The following is an 18,168-nucleotide window of genomic DNA, read 5'->3' as shown; positions in this document are numbered from 1 at the left end:
CTAGTTAATTTTTAAGTTCATACCAGGTTGTAACACAGCTTCTGTCGTCAAGTTATTTAACTTAACTAGTTGTTCAACAGTAATCCCTTGCTTTTTAGCAATTAGATACAAGCTATCCCCATTTTTAACAGTATAAGTTTGTGCTTGAACTGTCTCTTGTGTTGATTGGGTTTGAGCTTGGTTAGTTGTGGTAGACTGTTGAGTCTGTTGTGTTTCATTTTGATTTGTAGCAACTTGTGAGGACGCTGTTGATTGCGTCGTTGTTTCACTTGATTGCTGTTCTGGTATGCTACTGCTTGATGAAACCGCAGAAGATTCCGAACTAGAACTGCTGCTAGATTCAGAACTTTGACTCTGAGAACTTGAAGACATTAGTTCAGATGAATTTTCAGAACTTGAACTAATACCAGGCGCACTATTTCCACCATTGAATTGCGACCAGATAAAAATCATTGCAACTATAATCACAATAATTCCTATCAGCCACAGAAACCAACGTGGCTTTTTACTTTGTGGATGTCTTGATGCCATCCTAGAAAGAGATTGCCTTGAGTCGGTACGATTATCTTCCATAAAAAAACCCCCATGCTGTTTATAATTTTATCATAAACATAGGAGGTTTTGATATATTATTTATTAGAAACTTCTAACATTCTTTTTAGCCTTGGAATTACTAGTTGATAAACAATCACAGATGTTATTGTTAAGATGACACCCTTAAGTAGATTAAATGGGACAACAACCGTAAGGACATAGGTTAAAAGTGATGTTCCTAATTGAAAATTAAGCAAATTAATGTAAAGTGGCGTAAAAATCAGTAAATTTCCTAAAGAAAGGAAAACAGTTAGTGATAGTACTGACAGTACCCCACTTTTAATCCAGCCTATTGTATTTTGCTTTTTAAGTGTCATAATCAGTGGCAACGTAAAAGCGAGTGATGCTAATAATGAAGAACTCATCCCAATTAAGGAGATGACATTTCCACCAAATAAAATAAAATTCAAAACGACTTTGATAACAGCCGTTAAAATCGCACCTACTGGCCCAAATAGTGCCCCACCGATTACCACCATAATATCGCTAAAATCAAACTTTAGATAAGGAAACGCTGGAATTATTGGAAACTCAAATTGCATCAATATCAATGAAACAGCTCCAAATAATGCCAAAATAATGACCTTTTGTAACGACTTGTCTTTAAACATAAAACCATTCTCCTAAAAATATATGATATTTTAGAAAAATAAAAAAATCTACTGCTTCACTCTTCAACAACAGATTTTTAGACGCACAAAAAATCTGTCTTCTCCCATCTAGACTTTAACTATCGGTTTCGTATTTACAACGAATCAGCCAACCAAAAAGTTGGGTCGCGGACTGTTACCGCCGGTCGGGAATTACACCCTGCCCTGAAGACAATAATTTAATTATTTAACTAGTGCTTTTATTTTACTATAAGTTTCTTAAGTTGTGCAACCTCTTGACGAGACAGTTCACGATATTTACCTGAGACTAGTCCGGTGAGATCTAAGAAGGCATATTGTTCACGACTTAGTTTGTCAACAGGGTGACCTACCGCTTTGAACATATTTTTAACTTGGTGATTACGTCCCTCATGAATAGTCAACCGAACGATACTGGTCTTCTTCTTAGAATCAGAAGAAATCACTTTAACTTTAGCAGGAGAGGTTTTACGGCCATCGATTACAACCCCTTTTTGAAGTTGTTTGATTTCATCTCTTGTCAAAAATCCAGCGACTTTAGCCACATAAACTTTATCTACTTTGTTTTTGGGGTGCATTAGACCATTAGCTAAATCTCCATCGTCAGTCATTAATAATAATCCTGATGTATCATAATCTAAACGACCAACAGGATACAAACGATAGTCAAAATCCTCAAAGAAAGAAGTTACAGTTTTTCTACCTTTTTCATCTTTAGCAGAAGAAATAACCCCTCTTGGCTTATAAAAAAGGAATGTGTGGGATTTTGTTTGTTTTTCAATCGGAACGCCATCTACTTCAACAATATCTTGAAATGACACTTTAGTTCCTAATTCTTTAACTAATTGATGATTCACACGGACTCTACCATCTAGAATCAATTGCTCAGCTTTTCTTCTTGATGTGATTCCGGCATTAGCAATCACTTTTTGTAGTCTTTCCATTATAATTCATTCACCTCTTCTTGATTGATAATTGATGTATCAATTAAACTTTCTGTTTTAAATTCTTCTATTCGTGGCATTTCATCTAATGACTCAAAGCCAAAATACTGTAAAAAGTAATCTGTTGTCACAAATAACTTAGGACGACCTGGAACATCTTTTTTACCATTTTCAGCAATTAGTCCGCGAGCATTGAGTGTTTGAATAGCGGCTTGACTCGCAACCCCTCTAATCTCATCAATTTCAACACGTGTAATAGGCTGTTGGTAACAAATAATAGCTAAGACCTCAAGAGCCGCTTGGCTCAAGTGTACTTGCATATCTTTTTTGTAGTACTTCTTTAACACAGATGCCATGTTAGGCTTGGTAACAAGCTTGTAAGTTTGATTGACTTTAATCAGTTGCAGGCCTCGCTGGTCGTCTTGTTGCAAATAATTTTGGTAATCTTGAACCGTTGTCTCTAGTGTTTCACTTGATAAATCGAGTAAATCTTGTAAATTTTTTTCATCAATACCCTGATCACCAGCTAAAAATAAAACAGCTTCTAACTCAGCGTGATGCATCTATATACCCCTTTCTGAAATTACAAAGTCATCATTTTGTTTGGTTTGTAGCACCTTAATCTTTTGATTTTTGCTTAATTCTAAAATTGCTAAAAAAATGGCAACTAACTGTGCAACCGCTGTCACATGAACTTCTTGAACAAAATCAAAAAAAGAAAATGATGACGCTGTTTTTAACTGGTTCAAAACGAGTGTAACTTGATCTTTAACATCAAATTTATCTGGCTTAATTTTAGTTAACGTTAATTTTTCACTTTTGACTTTTTTCAATAAAAGCGAAAAAATATCTGCTAATTTTTGAGGCTTGATTTCACCATCTGCCAGTTCCTTTGGATATTCTTCAGGAACAATTGAGATTTCTTTTGATAAAGTTACGGGTTGATGTTGTAGCTCATCTTCTAAATAATGAGCTGCTTTTTGATAGATTTCGTAAGTTAATAGCTGATCAACCAATTCTTGGCGAGGATCGATAGTTTCTGTTATTCCCTGCTCTTCGAAGTCATTTTGAGGAAGTAAAACATCTGACTTTATCTTAAGTAAGGTTGAAGCCATGATGAAATATTCACCCGCTATCTCCAGTTGCAATTGTTGCATTTTTTCAAGGTAATTCAAATATTGCTTTGTAATTTCTGCAATAGGAATATCATAAATATCAAGCTCTTGAGATTTGATTAAATGTAGCAACAAATCTAAAGGACCTTCAAAATTTGGCAAAGTTACTTGTAGTTTATTCGTCATGTTTTGAACGACTCTCTTCAAAATTTTGGATTAATTTAGCATTTTCAGGTGTCCCAATAATTAAGTCCTTAGGATAGATATACTGTAACTCACTGAGCATATCATTAATATAAGGCGTGTAACGATAGTTAGGTGATAAAGAGACGTAACGCACCATTACAAAGCTGCCCCCTTCTTGAACACCTAAAACACCCACAAAATCATTTGTTTTGTCCTTATAGAGGTACAAAACAAACTCACTTTTGTTTTGATACAACTTCATTTCTTCTTTTAAATTTTCAACAGATTTTAAATCATCTAAATACGATAAAAAACCCATTGCTATCTTTTCATAATCACTTTTATATTTAATTAACACGTTAAGGTTCACCTACATTTATTAAGATCTTGGGAAAGATTTTTGGTAAATCTTTGCAATTCTGGCTTTCGAAATATGCGTATAAATCTGTGTTGTGGAAATATCACTATGCCCTAATAATTCTTGAACAATTCTTAAGTCAGCACCATTTTCAAGCAAATGCGTTGCAAAAGAATGTCTTAAAGTATGAGGCGTCACATCTTTATCAATCCCGACCATTGCAACATACTTTTTGATCATTTTCCAGACCGTTTGCCGAGAAATTTTCGTTCCGCGATGATTCAAAAACAAAGCCCTAGTTTTAACACTGGCTTTAGCCAATAAAAATTGACGGGCGTGGTTAATATAATCTTTAATCCACGAAATCGCAACATCACTGATCGGAACTAATCGTTCTTTATTCCCTTTTCCAACAATTCGGATTAATTTCAACTCTAAATGCAAATCGTTCATTGATAAGTTGACAATTTCACTAACACGTAATCCTGTAGCATACATGACCTCAAAAATTGTTCGATCACGCAGACCCAATATCTGTTTAGTATCTGGCGATGCTAATAAGGCATCTACTTCTTTAACTGAAAGTGAAACAGGTAGATGCTGTTGTTTTTTTGGTGAAGCAACATTTTGCATTGGATCGGTTTGAACATAGCGATGTTTAAATAACCATTGATAGAATTTTCTCAGTGCAGAAATATAGCGCATCATTGTGGTTGATGATTTCTTTTGATGATGCTGTTCACTTAAAAAGTCATCAATTTGAAAGGTATCAATATTAAAGTCACTAATTTTTTGCTTTGAAAGATAGTCAATAAAAGTTTTAATATCACGGCGATACGCTTGAACCGTATTAAATGACAATCCCCTTTCGATTCTCACAAACCGGAGATAGTCATCTAGTAAATCAGTCATTTGTTGCGTGTTCATCTTCATTTAACCTTATTTCGCCTTTTTCTTTATCCTGTGTAATAAGACTTTGTTTCATTAAGTTACCTAGAGCTCTTTTGAAACTTGCTTTACTAATACCGAATTGACTTTTAATTAATTCAGCATCACTTTTATCATAAAAAGGTAATGTATGATTTTTGTTACGTTTTAGCATCATCAAAATCATTTGAGCATCATCATCAATAACTTCAAAAGCACGAGGCATTAAACTTAAGTTTAATCGACCATGTTGGCCATTACCAATTACGCGAGCTTTAACCCTTTCACCCAAACGCAGTGCTTCACCATACATTTCAGTGTGGTGGATGAATCCTAAGTAGTACTCATCAGTTACAATGAAGGCTCCGATTTGCTTAGTTGCATAAACCGTTCCTTCTAATTCTGTGTTTTTTAAATCTCTAGGGTAACGCACACTTAACTGATCCATTACTTCTTCATCAGCCAATTTACCCCAAATACGATCTTTGTGATCAATTTCTAAACGAATCATGACACGGTCATCGGGTTTTGGCCATTTAAAAGAGTCTAATGGTAAATCATCTAATGAAACGACAATATCCTTATCTTTTAGTCCAATGTCTACGAAAATACCAAGCTCTTTTCTAGCTTCTTTAACGGTACCGTATCCGTAAACATCTACCATTGATTCTGGATAAAATTGTGTTAGCTTCAATTGTTTGTGCTGGTTTTCATAAGCAAACCCAATCACTTGATCGCCTTTATCTTTGATATCGACATCTTGAATGTCATTTTTACCTAAGTAAAAAGTCTGACCCTCTACTTGAGCAAAAAATGCATCCTTATTCATATCGGTTATTGTGGCTTCAATAACTTTTCCTAATTTATCTTGTAACATATTTTCATCCTTAATTCTGTATAAATTGGTTAATCACCATTAAAATAACGTAGGTCATTCCTGATGCAATTACTGGACCCGCTGCAATTCCTTTTAAGAAAACAACACCAAAAATTGTTCCAAAAACTAATGCAACTGTTATTTCAGGGCTTTGAGCAAGTAAACCAACACCTTTGGCTGATAAAATAGCCACTAAGATACCACAAGCAACTGCAATATATCCTGATGGTGTTTTAAATGCCTCAAGTAAATCTTTAAATGTGATTCGGCCTGTTGCAATTGGAACTAAAATAGCCATTGAGATAATCGTGATTCCGACATTCATTCCCTTTGCTTCAACATAATTTAACACTTTAGTTGAATAAGGTAATAACTTAAATACCATCACTGCCACAGTTGCGACAATTAGTGAGGTATTTTTTCCAAAAATAGAAACCGCTAAAATCAAGGCAAGAAAAATCCAACTTTCCAAAATCTCACTCCTTTATTTTACTTACTAATACCCTTTAGTATACGTGATAATAAAGCGTTAAACAAATAAAAAAGCCAATCCATAGGGATTGGCTTTTTTAACTTATCTTAAGCTAATAAAGTATTAAACTTAAAGAATGAATTAAGCTTCAACAACGCTTACTGTGTTACCTGAGATAACAACAACTTTGTCTCCACTTGCTAATACATCGTTATCTTTAGCAGCTTTAACTGCATCGTCGAATGCTTTGTCTTCTGTTGTAAGAACTGGAAGAACACCCCAAACAACTGTTAGAGAACGTTGTGTGTTTTCGCTAAATGTTGAAGCAACGATTTTAGCGTTTGGACGGAATTTAGATACTAAGTTAGCTGTGTGGCCTGATTTTGTTGAAACCACGATAGCTTTAGCACCTAGTGATTCAGATGTACGAACAGCAGCAGCTGCAAGAGCTTCTGTTTCTGATTGAGCTGGGTAATCAGCTAATCTAGCTTTTGATAATGTGTTGTTTGCGTACATTGATTCTTCACTACGTAGGTCGATAGCAGCCATAGCTGAAACAGCTTCAACTGGGTATTCACCGTTTGCTGATTCACCTGAAAGCATTGTACCATCTGTACCATCTAAAACAGCGTTAGCAACGTCAGAAACTTCAGCACGTGTAGGACGTGGGTTTTCTTGCATTGAGTCAACCATTTGTGTAGCTGTGATAACTGGTTTACCTAAAGCGTTACATTTTTGGATAAGTGATTTTTGAACGAATGGTACGTTTTGGAATGGGATTTCAACACCCATGTCACCACGAGCAATCATAAGACCATCTGAAACTTCAAGAATTTCATCGATGTTATCGATACCTTCTTGTGATTCGATTTTAGGAATGATGTGAACGTGTTCGTTACCTGTTTCTTCAAGAATTGCACGAATATCTAAAACGTCTTGAGCTTTACGTACGAATGAAGCAGCGATAAAGTTGATTCCTTGAGTTAAACCAAAACGAATGTCGTCTGCATCTTTTTCTGTAATACCTGGAAGGCGAATTTCAACACCTGGTGCGTTAACACCTTTTTTAGAACCAATTTTACCAGTGTTTTGAACTTCAACAACAAGTTCTTTGTTAGCTTCGTCTTTTTCAGTGATTAATAGGTCAACTAAACCATCATCGATTAAAACGTGTCCGCCAACGTGTGTATCGTCGAATAAACCTGGGTATGTAACAGCGATTTTATCAGGGTTACCTACTAAAGAAGCATCCATTGAAACACGCATTGTTTTACCTTTTTCAGCGATGAATTTTCCGCCTTCTTGGTCAGTTGTACGCATTTCAGCACCTTTAGTATCTAAAAGAATACCTACTAATTTACCAGTTTTCTTTTCTGCTTCGTGAACCATTTGAATACGTTCTTGGTGTTCTGCGTGGTCACCGTGTGAAAAGTTGAAACGGAAAACGTTAGCACCTGATTCGATTAATTTTGCGATTGTGTCAACATTGTTACTTGCAGGTCCTAATGTACTTACAATTTTTGTTTGTTTCATAGTAATAGTCCTCTTCCTTGTTTGTTATTTTGCTAATGATTTGTTCAAATCATATAGTGATAAATCCGCATGATGTTTTTCATCGAATAAATCTAAGATTGAGTGATGTGTAATTTGATTATTTTCCATACCAACGGCTAAACCACCTTGGCCATCCAATAATAAATCAACAGCATAAGCTCCCATTTTACTTGCTAAAACACGATCTCTGGCTGTTGGAACACCACCACGTTGCATGTGTCCTAAAGTATTAGCACGGGCATCAAAGTCACCATGTTTCTTAAGCTCAGCTAAGAAATCTTCTGATGACATCACACCTTCAGCTAATACGATAATACCGTGCTTCTTGCCGTTTTCAAAACCTTTTTTAAGGTCTTCAGCAATTTGCTTAATGTCGTAATCCTTTTCAGGAACAACAATAGCTTCAGCACCAGCAGCAACACCTGACCATAATGCAAGGTCTCCGGCGTCGCGACCCATCACTTCAACAACGAATACACGTTGATGACTTGACGCTGTGTCTCGAATTTTATCCAATGCATCAACAGCTGTTGTTAAAGCAGTATCAAAACCAATAGTGAAATCTGTGTAAGGGATGTCATTATCAATTGTACCTGGTAAACCAACTGCATTATAACCATGTTCAGTTAGTCTTAAAGCACCGTGATAAGATCCATCTCCACCGATAACAACTAGTGCATCGATACCGAATTTTTTAAGCTGTTCAATACCTTTAAGTTGCCCTTCTACCTGAGCAAACTCTGGGTATCTTGCAGAGTATAAAAAGGTTCCGCCTGTATTAATACGATCTGCAACTGTTTCAGAAGTCATTTGGAAAATGTCTCCTGCAACAAGTCCAGCAAAACCGTAGTTAATTCCAAACACTTCAAGTCCAGCATCCATTGCTTTACGAGCAACGGAACGAACTGCTGCATTCATGCCTGGGGCGTCGCCACCGCTTGTTAAAATCCCAATGCGTTTCATGAATTCACCTCAAACCTTCTTCATAAATTTGCTTATCAGAACCATTAATATAGTAACATTTTTTTATTATGATGTCTTTAATTTTGTCTGATTTTTGCAGTTTAATTCTGATTTAGTGTTGCTTTAGGCCCTATTACTGGCCTTATTTATCATAATTTTTTTAACATTCTCTAAAATTAATTGCATTTGTGTTACTTCATAACGATCAGGTTGTGTTTTGACTTTCAATAAATAAACCCCTGATTCCGTTAATAAATCTCGATAATCTTGCCACTTTTGTGGAAATACCGTGACTGAAAATGGCTGATGCAATGATACGAAGTTTAAAAACGCCATTTCCTCACCTGATTTAGTATTGATAACCTTGCGACTGGTTAACTGTCCAACAATAGTTGCTGTTTGGTTCATCTGTAAATCAGTTACATCTTGTGCGCCCCGTTTTTTAAAGTAAGCAATGACTTCTTCAAGTGGATTTTTACTGATTGTTGTTCCCAGGACCGATTCTTCTTGAATAAGTTTTTCTTGTTGCGTGTAATCTGTCACATCTGGCAGTTTGGGAAGTAATACATCCAGTAGCGACAAATTGTTCCCCGACAATTTTAAACTCTCTAACAAATCAGGTAACTTGGCTAATATCTTTTTACGATTAGGTTCAACCGCATCAAAAAAGCCGGCATAAGTTAAATTTGTAATTAAGTCAGACTTTAAGAATTGTTTAGGAATCCGTCTTAAAAAGTCGATAATTTCTCGGTAAGGTTTAGCTTGTCTTTCTTCAAGAATAGCTTTAATAAAATCGCGTCGCATCCCTTTAATCGCACGTAATCCAAAATAAATTTCATTATTTTTAAAACTGAATTCGCCTAAGCTGACATTAATATCAGGACCATTAATTTTAACGCCTGCTTGACGTGCAAGTCGTAAATACAGCGTCAGTTTCTCTTTATCATTGATATGACTATTTAACAAACTCGCATAAAAAGCTTCAGGATAGTGAGTTTTAAGATAAGCTAACCAATAAGCCACTTTACTGTAAGCCACAGCGTGAGAACGATTAAATCCATAGTTAGCAAAAGCCTCTATATACGCATAAACTTTATCGGCAACTTCACGTGAGTGTCCATGAGATAAACTTCCTTGCATAAAGGCATCTTTCAATTTGGCTAGCTGCGCTGTATTTTTCTTAGAAATAGCTCGCCGTAACATATCGGCTTGACCTAGCGTAAATCCAGCCAGTGCTTGTGCCGCTTGCATAACTTGTTCTTGGTAAACCAAAATACCATAGGTTGGCTCTAAAATTGATTTTAAGCTACTATCGGGGTAATCGATGAGTAGTTCATGGTGCTTGCGTTTGACAAAGGTGTCAATATTATCCATTGGACCTGGTCGATACAAAGCATTTGTACTGACAATATCTTCAAAGCTATCTGGTTTTAATTTTTTTAATACCCGACGGATACCTGCAGATTCAAATTGAAAAACCCCATCAGTGTCCCCTTTTTGAAAAGTTTCAAAAGTTTTTTGATCCGTTAATGGAATCTGGTCTAAGTCAATTTCAATATCTTCAGAATGAAGATTAGCGATAATTTGGCTAAGAATGGTCAAATTCTGCAATCCTAAAAAGTCCATTTTAAGTAGTCCTAGTGCTTCACAATAACCCATAGTTTGCTGGGTAATCGGAATATCTGCGGCACCTTTTTGTAAGCCCACCTTTTCCGACAACGCATCTTTTGAAATAATGACACCTGCAGCATGAGTTGAAATATGACGTGGCAACCCTTCTAGCTGAGTAACCGTCGTCTCAATCACCTGGTTTAAAGAACTCTCATTAAGTTTTTTAACTAACTCTGGGTTACTTTGCTTAGCCTCTTCAAAACTCTGGTAAGACGTCTTTGAAAGCAACTGTGACCATTTATTTGCTTCTAGTTGACTGAATCCCAATACTTTCAAAGTATCCTTCATAGCCTGCTTAACCCCAAAAGTCCCAAATGTCATAATCTGTGCAACATGATCAAACCCGTATTTTTGGTAAACATAAGCAATGACTTCATCACGTTTAACATCCGGGATATCCAAATCAATATCCGGCATGTTTTGACGTTCGGGATTTAAAAATCGCTCAAATAATAGATTATAAGCAATCGGATCAACATCAGTGATTTTTAAACTATACGCCACAAGTGACCCAGCAGCAGATCCACGGCCTGGGCTGGTCAAAATATCGTGTGTTAATGCATAGCGAATAACATCCCAAACAATTAAGAAATAATCACTAAATCCCATTTGTTCAATGACCTGTAGTTCATAAGCTAACCGTTTAGCGTAAACTGTGGGTAACTGATTCGTCTGAAATCGTTTTTTTAAGCCAAGTACGGTTAAATGTTTCAAATATTCTGCTGAGGTTTCATATTTTGACTGCTCAAATTTTGGGAGTTTGACACTTGAAAAATCAATAGTAACTCGGCACTCATCACTGATTTTTTGTGTATTTTCCAGTACTTGCTGATACCCATAGTTTTGATATCTTTGAGCAACTGTTGCATTATCTTCTAAATAGTGCTCGCCAACTTGAGTTTCAGACTCAGACAATGTTTGTTTATCGATTAACTGCCCCTCACTAACTGCTTTAAGCACTTTTTGAGTAAACGCATCTTTTGGATTGAGGTACTGTACATCTTCTAAAGCAACAGCATTGAGATGATAAGGCCTAATTAGGTCTAGGACTTGCTGAGTATCAATCATTTCTTTTTCTGATGCGTGAATACCAAAATAAAGATCTGCTGCATCAGGAATGACTTGCTGCAATTGCTCAACATATTGATTAACTAGTGACGGGTTTTGCTGCATTAAATAATGTAACTCACTTTTTTGGGGAGGTATAATGACAATTAGCTCACTTAAATGATGAGAGACATCAGCTAAAGAAAAATCAGCTTCATTTAGTTGCTTTAAAGACGATAACTTCAATAAGTTTTGATACCCCTTATTAGTTTTAGCAATTAAAGTTACACTGAAGACCTTTTGAGCTTGAATATTACCACGAACTTCTAATTGCATCCCTAAGAGTGGCTCAATACCAGCTTCTTTTGCCGCTTGATAAAATTCAATCAGTCCATAAGTAACGTTAATATCTGTCAAAGCAAGACTTCGATAACCTTTTTCTTTAGCAGTGGTCACAAGATCTTTAATCTTAGTCGGACTTTGCAAAAGACTGTAACTACTGATTGTTTGTAAATTTGTAAACATTTAATCAAGCTCCTTTACTTTAAAAATAGTATAACAAATTTTAGACTTGTCTTATAAATGATTTATCTTTAAAATGATGTTGAATTACACGACTGAAAGAAGGGAAAACTATGAAGTATATCGTTGTGATGTTTTGGTCAATCGTCTTTTCAATGGTAACTGGTTACCTTGCTGGATCATTGACACAAACTTCTTTTGAACCAATGCAATCCTTAATTATGGGGATTATAATGGCTGTGCTAGTTAGTGTAACAATTACAATTGCAGAACGCCAAACTAAAAAAGCTTAACTCATCAGAGTTAGGCTTTTTTTAGTTTGTAATCAAAATGCTTAGGCAATTTGATTGGAGAGTTATCTTTAATGTATTGCGCAATGAGTTCGGCCATATCTGTTGATACTTCATAACTAATAGCATCAGCTCCATAATGAGGATAGTTTCCCCCACCAACAGCTCGATACTGGCTCAAAGCTACTTTAAATTTGTCTGATGGCTTCACTTCTTGTTGTTGGTAGTTTAATTTAGCAACACGTTTGCCATAAGGCTGGGTTATATCAAAGGTATAATCTAACGGATAAAACATGTCATAGTTGTATAGTTGCGGTTTTGGTTTGCAAAAAGCAGGGTTAATTTTAATTTCGTTTTGGTCATCCAAATCAAAAAAAGTGGCCGCATGCTCTAAGACATCTCGCAGCTGTTGTCCTGTCAATTCAATCACAGCTAATGTATTAGGAAAAGGATAATTACTTAAGATGTCTCGCATGGTCACAAATTCAGGCAACCCTTTAGCTTGATCATTCAAAATAGCGGTTGCCGACAAATCAGCTTTTGTTTCAGTTAATTGAATTTGATTAATCAAATCAATGTAGTGGCTACCTTCAATTCGAGCTTGTAGCGGGTTTAAAATCGTAAAATCACCTGTTACTTGTCCTAATTTTTGATCTAGGAAATCTTCAGTCTCTTCATGCAACGGTCTTATTAAGTCAACAATTGCTTTTGATTCAGCAAAAGGTTGTGTGGGGACTAGTTCTACTTTTTTATCGTTGATTTTTACGCCAGTCTGCGTTTTTTCGAAGTCAACTTCTACTTTCCCATAGAATTGTGCACGATAACCCGGTTGTATAATGGCCACGTCATTAATAACTTCTGCAATTTGACGGTGTTGGTGACCCGTTAATAAAACATCAATCCCAGGTATCTTTGTTAAAATTTGATAGCCTTCATTTTCACCCGTTAGAGCTTCTGTTGGTTTGCCTGTTTGTAAATCACGCTCAAATCCACCGTGATAACAAACCACAACGATATCAGCTTCTTGTTTAAGTAAAGGCACCCATTTTTTTGCCATCTCATATGCCGATTCAAACTGCAATCCAGCTATTTTTTGAGACTGTTCCCAATTTGGAATATATGCTGTAGTTAACCCTAATAGCCCAATTTTCATGCCTGCTTGTTCATAAATTTGATAAGGTTTACCAAATGCTGACTGCTTGGTTTCGCTATTTAAAATATTAGCATTTAAAACCTGACTATCTTGGTTAATGAATTGTTTAAGATAATCAAAACCATAGTTAAACTCATGATTACCCACAATTGTGGCATCAAATTCAATAGTATTAAAAACATCATTAAATCTTTGAATCGCTGACAGTGTATTTTTTTTATTGAGATAAGTTGCCAGAGCTGATCCTTGAATAAAATCACCGTTGTTGATTTTAAGCAAATAATCATAATCATCTTTAGCTTCTTCTTGACTAAAAGCTGTCGCTAGTTTTGTTATACCAAAATCACCCGTAATCTTTCGATTTTGATAGGTTGTGGGTCTAATGAAGCTATGTGAGTCACTAGTTAGTAGTAATTTTAATTTCAAAATATACCTCCAAATTGCTCTTTACTGTTTTCGATTAGCCATTGTTTGTAATATTGCTTTAGCAATATAAGAGCCATAGTATTTCGGACCATTACCCAATGGATTTAAGTGAGTTAAATCATCTATAAACCAATCAGGATGCGTATTAGAATAATCGTGCCAATCAATCACTGTAAAATTAGAAGAATGTGTTGAGGCAAATTCAGCTAGTGTTTGATTAACATTTGTTTCCCATGGACGGTTAGGAACATGGACATTAATCCAAAATAAATGACTATCTTTTCCAACTAATTCCATCACCTTATTCAAATCATCGAGTGAAAATGGCCCATTAGTTCCTAGACCCATTACAATAATAGGGCTAAGATTCCCCTCTTCTTTATATCTTTTTAGGATGTCATAGCCTTCAACCATTTGTCTTGAAATTGCAGCATCAATAGTCATATTAGGTAAAATAGCCCGCAATCCATTTGAAGATCCAGCCATAACAGAATCCCCAATAGCAGTTGCAGAAAGGTAATTTAATTGTTGTAACTCTGAAGTGGTCAAGCCTAATTCTTGATAAGAGGAATCAATTGACACGGGTTTGTTTTCAGCCTGTTGTTTAGCTACTAAATAATCATTTTTTGCATCTCCATTATTCAATCGATTATTTTGGGCTAAGATTCTAGCGTTATGTTTTTTATTTTCTTTTACGTTATCAGTCACTGCTTGTTCTAGCGGATTGGGATTAACTTGTTCTTTAGCAAAAGGTGAAACTCCCACACTAATAATAAATGCTAAAATAATAGCACTAAAAATGCTCCACTTTAATTGACCATACCACTTCATTTGAGAGAAGTTTGATAATCTTGACTTTAAATAACTTAAAGAAAAATTGTGAGTATGTTTTTCTACTAATTGATATGAAACTTCTGAAATTAATAAAATTAAAAGCACTTCTACCACTGGAACTAAACGTGGATGATGAACAGTATTTTTGAAAGTTGTTTCAAAAAAGATCATAACCGGAAATTGGTATAAGTAAATCCCATAGCTTCTGCTACCCAAGTAGCTAAATATTGGGTTAGTCAGTAATCGATTAAAGGAAGATGCAGGATGAATAATAATAGCAACTAATACTGCTGATATCAATGAAAATACCAACATTCCCCACAAATAAGGGATACCATTTTGCGGATTCATTTCTGGCCAAATACTCATCCAGCATAAAGCAACTAATGCAACAGTACCAAATATATTTATTAGCCATTTCACAGATAAAGATACATTTTTTGATAACTTTTCGGATGGCCAAATCATAGCTAATAAAGACCCTATCATCAAAGCAAATAAACGTGTATCTGTCCCATAATAGATACGGCTAGTATCTATACCCGGATGATATAAAAAAGCCATTAAACCTGCAGATAAGGATGCAATAACTACGGTAAAACTAGCAATATAACTGATTTTTTTGAATAGTTTAAACAAAATGACTAAAACAATTGGCCAAATTAGATAATATTGCCATTCAATGGACAATGTCCATAAATGAATAAATGGTGATTCATCTTGTGCAAATCGTTCAAAATAAGATTGGCCATTAAGAATCTGCCAAAAATTGTAAACACCAAGTAAATTAGTTAAAACAATTTGATATAAATTATGTAGTAGTTGACGTTGAAATAATAAAATATAAGTACTGGTTAGCGCTAAGACACTAATTAATTGTGGATAAATTCGCTTTATTCTCTTAATATAAAATTCTTTAAAGCTAAATTGATTAAGCTTAACTCTTTTGATGATATGCCCTGTGATAAAATATCCTGACAGAACAAAAAAGATCAAAACACCTAAATAACCACCAATAAATTGGTTTGGGTTAATATGATATAAAATAACACCAATAACAGCTAATGCTCTTAACCCATCAATCCCCGTAAAATAACGCCTACTTTGTTTTTGTTTCATAAAAATCCCCCGTATTAAATTTTCTCATAATTATATTTAACCATAAAAAAATAAAATCAGTTAGTAAATAACTGATTTTATTAAAAACTTTACGACAAAATAAAAAAGACACTCAATTAGTGTCTTATTTTTCTTCGTTAGATTTTACAACTTGTTGTCCCTTGTAATATCCTTTAGGGGATACACGGTGACTTAAACGGTATTCGCCGTTTACTGCATCGTAATGCATGTTAGGAACACTCAATTTGATGTGTCCACGACGTTGACGTTTCTTTTGTTTAGAAGTTCTACGTGCTGGTACAGCCATTCAAAACACTCCTTACTTAAAAATAATATTTAATTGATGGTTATTCATCACGCTAAAAAAGCTTTAAGCTTTAATAACTCACAGAATACATCATACTATCTATTCTAGATATTATCAAGTCATTTATGATTTGTAAATCTAAATTATTTAGTTTTTTTCGTTTCTTTTTTAGAATTTGCTTTTTTTGTTGATTTTAATTCACTTGCTTGTGTCTTAACTTCATTTTTCAAAGATTTCACTTCTTTTGAATTGCTTCTTTGCGTGTTTAAGGTTACTAACATTCCTAACACTGCCCCGATAATTAAAATGACAACAATTAGCAAAATAAGTGGGACACTAATTGAAGTAATTCCAAAGTTAACGCTCACAGAGTGAACATTTGCTAAAGCAAATAACACAACAACTAGTAATAAAACTAACCCAATAATAAATTGTTTTTGATTCTTCATTTTTTATCCCCCCATTTCATAATAATATAATCACCAATTGACGGAAATAGCAAGTAAAATTTAGATGCTATATTCAATGAAAATGGTAAAGTCAAATCTTTCTTTGAATCTTCAAAGTGACTGACAACTTTTTGAGCCAGTTCATCTGGCTTCAACATGAAGCTACCCACGTTTTCAACATAATGCCCGTCTTTATCAGCAATATCAAAAAAGTTAGTTGCTACAGGTCCTGGATTAACTGTCATGACTTGAACGTTAAAAGGTGCTAATTCTAAACGTAAAACATTTGAAAATTGAATAACTGCTGCTTTTGTTGCTGAATATGCGGCAGCTTTAGGTGTCGGGATTTTACCTGCAACCGAGCCTAAATTAATAATCTTACCAGATTCTGCTTCCATCATGTCACGACCGATTAAACGTGTAAAGTACATTAATCCGAGAACGTTAAGATCAAACATCTCATGCGCTGTTGTCATTGACATTTCAAAAAAAGGATCAAAATTGCCAAAACCTGCTGCATTGACAAGATAATCAAAATGCCCTAATTTGGATTTCATTTTGCTATACACTTGGTCAATCATATGAGGTTGACTCATATCAGCAGCAATCAAAATAACATCAACATCAGCCACTTGCTTAATTCTTGCCTGAACTTGCTGTAATTTTTCAATATTACGCGCAATTAACACAACTGTCGATTGTTTTTTTGCTACTTCTATTGCAATTTCTGCACCAATACCACTTGATGCTCCTGTAATCACTGTTATTTTATTTTCTAGATTTACATTTTTCATAGCATTTTACCTCTTCATTGGCACATCAATAATGTCAAAGTCTTTCACTACTTTAGTATTTTGGAAGACTTTTTTGGCTTCTCTTTCTAATTCGTAGGAATAATTGCCATTATAACGAGCCGAAATATGTGTTAATAATAATTTTTTCACATTAGCTTGTTTGGCAATGTTTGCTGCTTGGACATTGGTTGAGTGGTAATAATCATAGGCAAGTTTCCCTTCGGATTTACCGAACGTACTTTCATGAACCATCACATCCGCATCTTGAGCAAGATTTGTACTCTGCGGCGTTTTACGTGTGTCGCCAAAGATGGCCACCACTCGTCCAGGGTGATCAGGTCCTAAAAAGTCTTGTCCTTGAAGAACAGTTCCATCTTCAAGTGTGACTTCTTCACCTCGTTTTAGTTTACCATAAATTGGACCGGATTTAATGTGATAGGCTTTCAACTTATCAACCAGTAATTCACCAGCTCGCGGCTTTTCTTCAACACGATAGCCGAAACTAGTTACACGATGATCCAGCTTTTCACAAGTCACTTTAAAACCATGATCATCAAAAACCAATCCAGATTCAGTAATTGGAACATAGTTGATTTTATAGCCTAAGTGGGTATCAGAAACTGATAATGCTGTTTTTACAAACTGTTCCACTCTTGGAGGCCCATAAATCGTTAAAGGACCATCTCCCCCTTGAAATGATCGAGAAGATAATAATCCCGGCAATCCAAACAAGTGATCGCCATGTAGGTGAGTTAAGAATATTTTTGTGATTTTTCGCGGTTTAATAGTAGTTGAAAGTATTTGATGCTGTGTTGCTTCTCCAACATCAAACAACCAAACTTCATTAAGTTCGTCTAATAATTTTAATGCAATACTTGTGACGTTTCTTGATTTAGCAGGTACTCCTGCACCTGTTCCTAGAAATTCTAACTCCATT

The 18,168-nt window shown here is 35.2% G+C and carries 18 protein-coding genes, 1 pseudogene and 1 riboswitch; of the genes and pseudogenes, 1 reads left to right on the top strand and 18 read right to left on the bottom strand.

Annotation, left to right across the window (positions count from 1 at the left end):
- The 12 genes and pseudogenes from R4Y45_RS03985 to R4Y45_RS03930 form a co-directional block, all read right to left on the bottom strand.
- Positions 1-573, bottom strand: coding sequence for a LysM peptidoglycan-binding domain-containing protein (locus tag R4Y45_RS03985; protein WP_339969509.1), 573 nt, complete (start codon positions 571-573; stop codon positions 1-3).
- Positions 574-629: 56 nt separating this feature from the next.
- Entirely contained in the window at positions 630-1,205 is a 576-nt protein-coding gene (locus R4Y45_RS03980; RefSeq protein ID WP_339969507.1) for an ECF transporter S component, read from the bottom strand.
- Between the two features lie 92 nt (positions 1,206-1,297).
- A riboswitch (FMN riboswitch) is annotated at positions 1,298-1,421 on the bottom strand.
- 23 nt (positions 1,422-1,444) lie between these two features.
- Positions 1,445-2,170, bottom strand: coding sequence for a pseudouridine synthase (locus R4Y45_RS03975; protein WP_339970253.1), 726 nt, complete (start codon positions 2,168-2,170; stop codon positions 1,445-1,447).
- On the bottom strand, positions 2,167-2,730 hold the full coding sequence (scpB, locus tag R4Y45_RS03970) for an SMC-Scp complex subunit ScpB (RefSeq protein ID WP_339969504.1): 564 nt from the start codon (positions 2,728-2,730) through the stop codon (positions 2,167-2,169). Before scpB ends, R4Y45_RS03975 begins: the two co-directional genes overlap by 4 nt.
- Complete coding sequence (locus tag R4Y45_RS03965) at positions 2,731-3,468, bottom strand: segregation and condensation protein A (protein ID WP_339969502.1); 738 nt, start codon at positions 3,466-3,468, stop codon at positions 2,731-2,733.
- On the bottom strand, positions 3,458-3,826 hold the full coding sequence (locus tag R4Y45_RS03960; protein WP_339969500.1) for a reductase: 369 nt from the start codon (positions 3,824-3,826) through the stop codon (positions 3,458-3,460). The genes R4Y45_RS03965 and R4Y45_RS03960 overlap by 11 nt, the downstream gene beginning before the upstream one ends.
- 21 nt (positions 3,827-3,847) lie before the next feature.
- Positions 3,848-4,753, bottom strand: a complete 906-nt coding sequence (xerD, locus tag R4Y45_RS03955; RefSeq protein WP_339970252.1) for a site-specific tyrosine recombinase XerD — start codon at positions 4,751-4,753, stop codon at positions 3,848-3,850.
- Complete coding sequence (locus R4Y45_RS03950; RefSeq protein ID WP_339969498.1) at positions 4,731-5,630, bottom strand: CvfB family protein; 900 nt, start codon at positions 5,628-5,630, stop codon at positions 4,731-4,733. The genes xerD and R4Y45_RS03950 overlap by 23 nt, the downstream gene beginning before the upstream one ends.
- 10 nt (positions 5,631-5,640) lie before the next feature.
- Positions 5,641-6,102, bottom strand: coding sequence for a DUF441 domain-containing protein (locus tag R4Y45_RS03945; RefSeq protein WP_339969496.1), 462 nt, complete (start codon positions 6,100-6,102; stop codon positions 5,641-5,643).
- Positions 6,103-6,270: 168 nt separating this feature from the next.
- Positions 6,271-7,635: pseudogene (gene pyk, locus R4Y45_RS03940) on the bottom strand (pyruvate kinase); the annotation flags it as partial.
- A 24-nt stretch (positions 7,636-7,659) separates the two neighbouring features.
- Entirely contained in the window at positions 7,660-8,619 is a 960-nt protein-coding gene (gene pfkA, locus R4Y45_RS03935) for a 6-phosphofructokinase (protein WP_339969494.1), read from the bottom strand.
- Between the two features lie 123 nt (positions 8,620-8,742).
- Positions 8,743-11,862 (bottom strand): DNA polymerase III subunit alpha, encoded by a 3,120-nt coding sequence (locus R4Y45_RS03930; RefSeq protein WP_339969491.1) that lies wholly within the window; start codon positions 11,860-11,862, stop codon positions 8,743-8,745.
- 110 nt (positions 11,863-11,972) lie between these two features.
- Here R4Y45_RS03930 and R4Y45_RS03925 point away from each other — a divergent pair, with 110 nt between their 5' ends.
- The gene (locus R4Y45_RS03925) at positions 11,973-12,152 is read left to right on the top strand and encodes a YjzD family protein (RefSeq protein ID WP_339969489.1); all 180 of its coding nucleotides are present in this window, start codon (positions 11,973-11,975) and stop codon (positions 12,150-12,152) included.
- Positions 12,153-12,162: 10 nt separating this feature from the next.
- On the opposite strand, the gene R4Y45_RS03920 is transcribed toward R4Y45_RS03925, so the two are convergent.
- The 6 genes from R4Y45_RS03920 to rnz all read right to left on the bottom strand — a co-directional run bounded on the left by R4Y45_RS03920 (position 12,163) and on the right by rnz (position 18,167).
- A complete protein-coding gene (locus R4Y45_RS03920) occupies positions 12,163-13,728 on the bottom strand; it encodes a bifunctional metallophosphatase/5'-nucleotidase (protein ID WP_339969487.1) in 1,566 nt (521 codons plus the stop codon).
- 21 nt (positions 13,729-13,749) lie between these two features.
- On the bottom strand, positions 13,750-15,681 hold the full coding sequence (locus R4Y45_RS03915; RefSeq protein WP_339969485.1) for an acyltransferase family protein: 1,932 nt from the start codon (positions 15,679-15,681) through the stop codon (positions 13,750-13,752).
- A 124-nt stretch (positions 15,682-15,805) separates the two neighbouring features.
- Positions 15,806-15,988: a 50S ribosomal protein L32 gene (gene rpmF / locus R4Y45_RS03910; RefSeq protein WP_339969483.1), complete on the bottom strand. Its 183-nt coding sequence runs from the start codon at positions 15,986-15,988 to the stop codon at positions 15,806-15,808.
- A gap of 143 nt (positions 15,989-16,131) precedes the next feature.
- Complete coding sequence (locus tag R4Y45_RS03905; protein WP_339969481.1) at positions 16,132-16,437, bottom strand: LapA family protein; 306 nt, start codon at positions 16,435-16,437, stop codon at positions 16,132-16,134.
- A complete protein-coding gene (locus R4Y45_RS03900; protein ID WP_339969479.1) occupies positions 16,434-17,231 on the bottom strand; it encodes an SDR family NAD(P)-dependent oxidoreductase in 798 nt (265 codons plus the stop codon). Before R4Y45_RS03900 ends, R4Y45_RS03905 begins: the two co-directional genes overlap by 4 nt.
- 6 nt (positions 17,232-17,237) lie before the next feature.
- Complete coding sequence (rnz, locus tag R4Y45_RS03895) at positions 17,238-18,167, bottom strand: ribonuclease Z (protein ID WP_339969477.1); 930 nt, start codon at positions 18,165-18,167, stop codon at positions 17,238-17,240.
- Between the last annotated feature and the right edge of the window lies 1 nt (position 18,168).

The sequence above is a fragment of the Holzapfeliella saturejae genome, from assembly GCF_037546065.1.
GTDB classification, from domain to species: Bacteria; Bacillota; Bacilli; order Lactobacillales; family Lactobacillaceae; genus Holzapfeliella; species Holzapfeliella saturejae.
The sequence above is the reverse complement of the archived record's forward strand: the minus strand, read 5'-3'. Positions and strand labels throughout refer to the sequence as shown.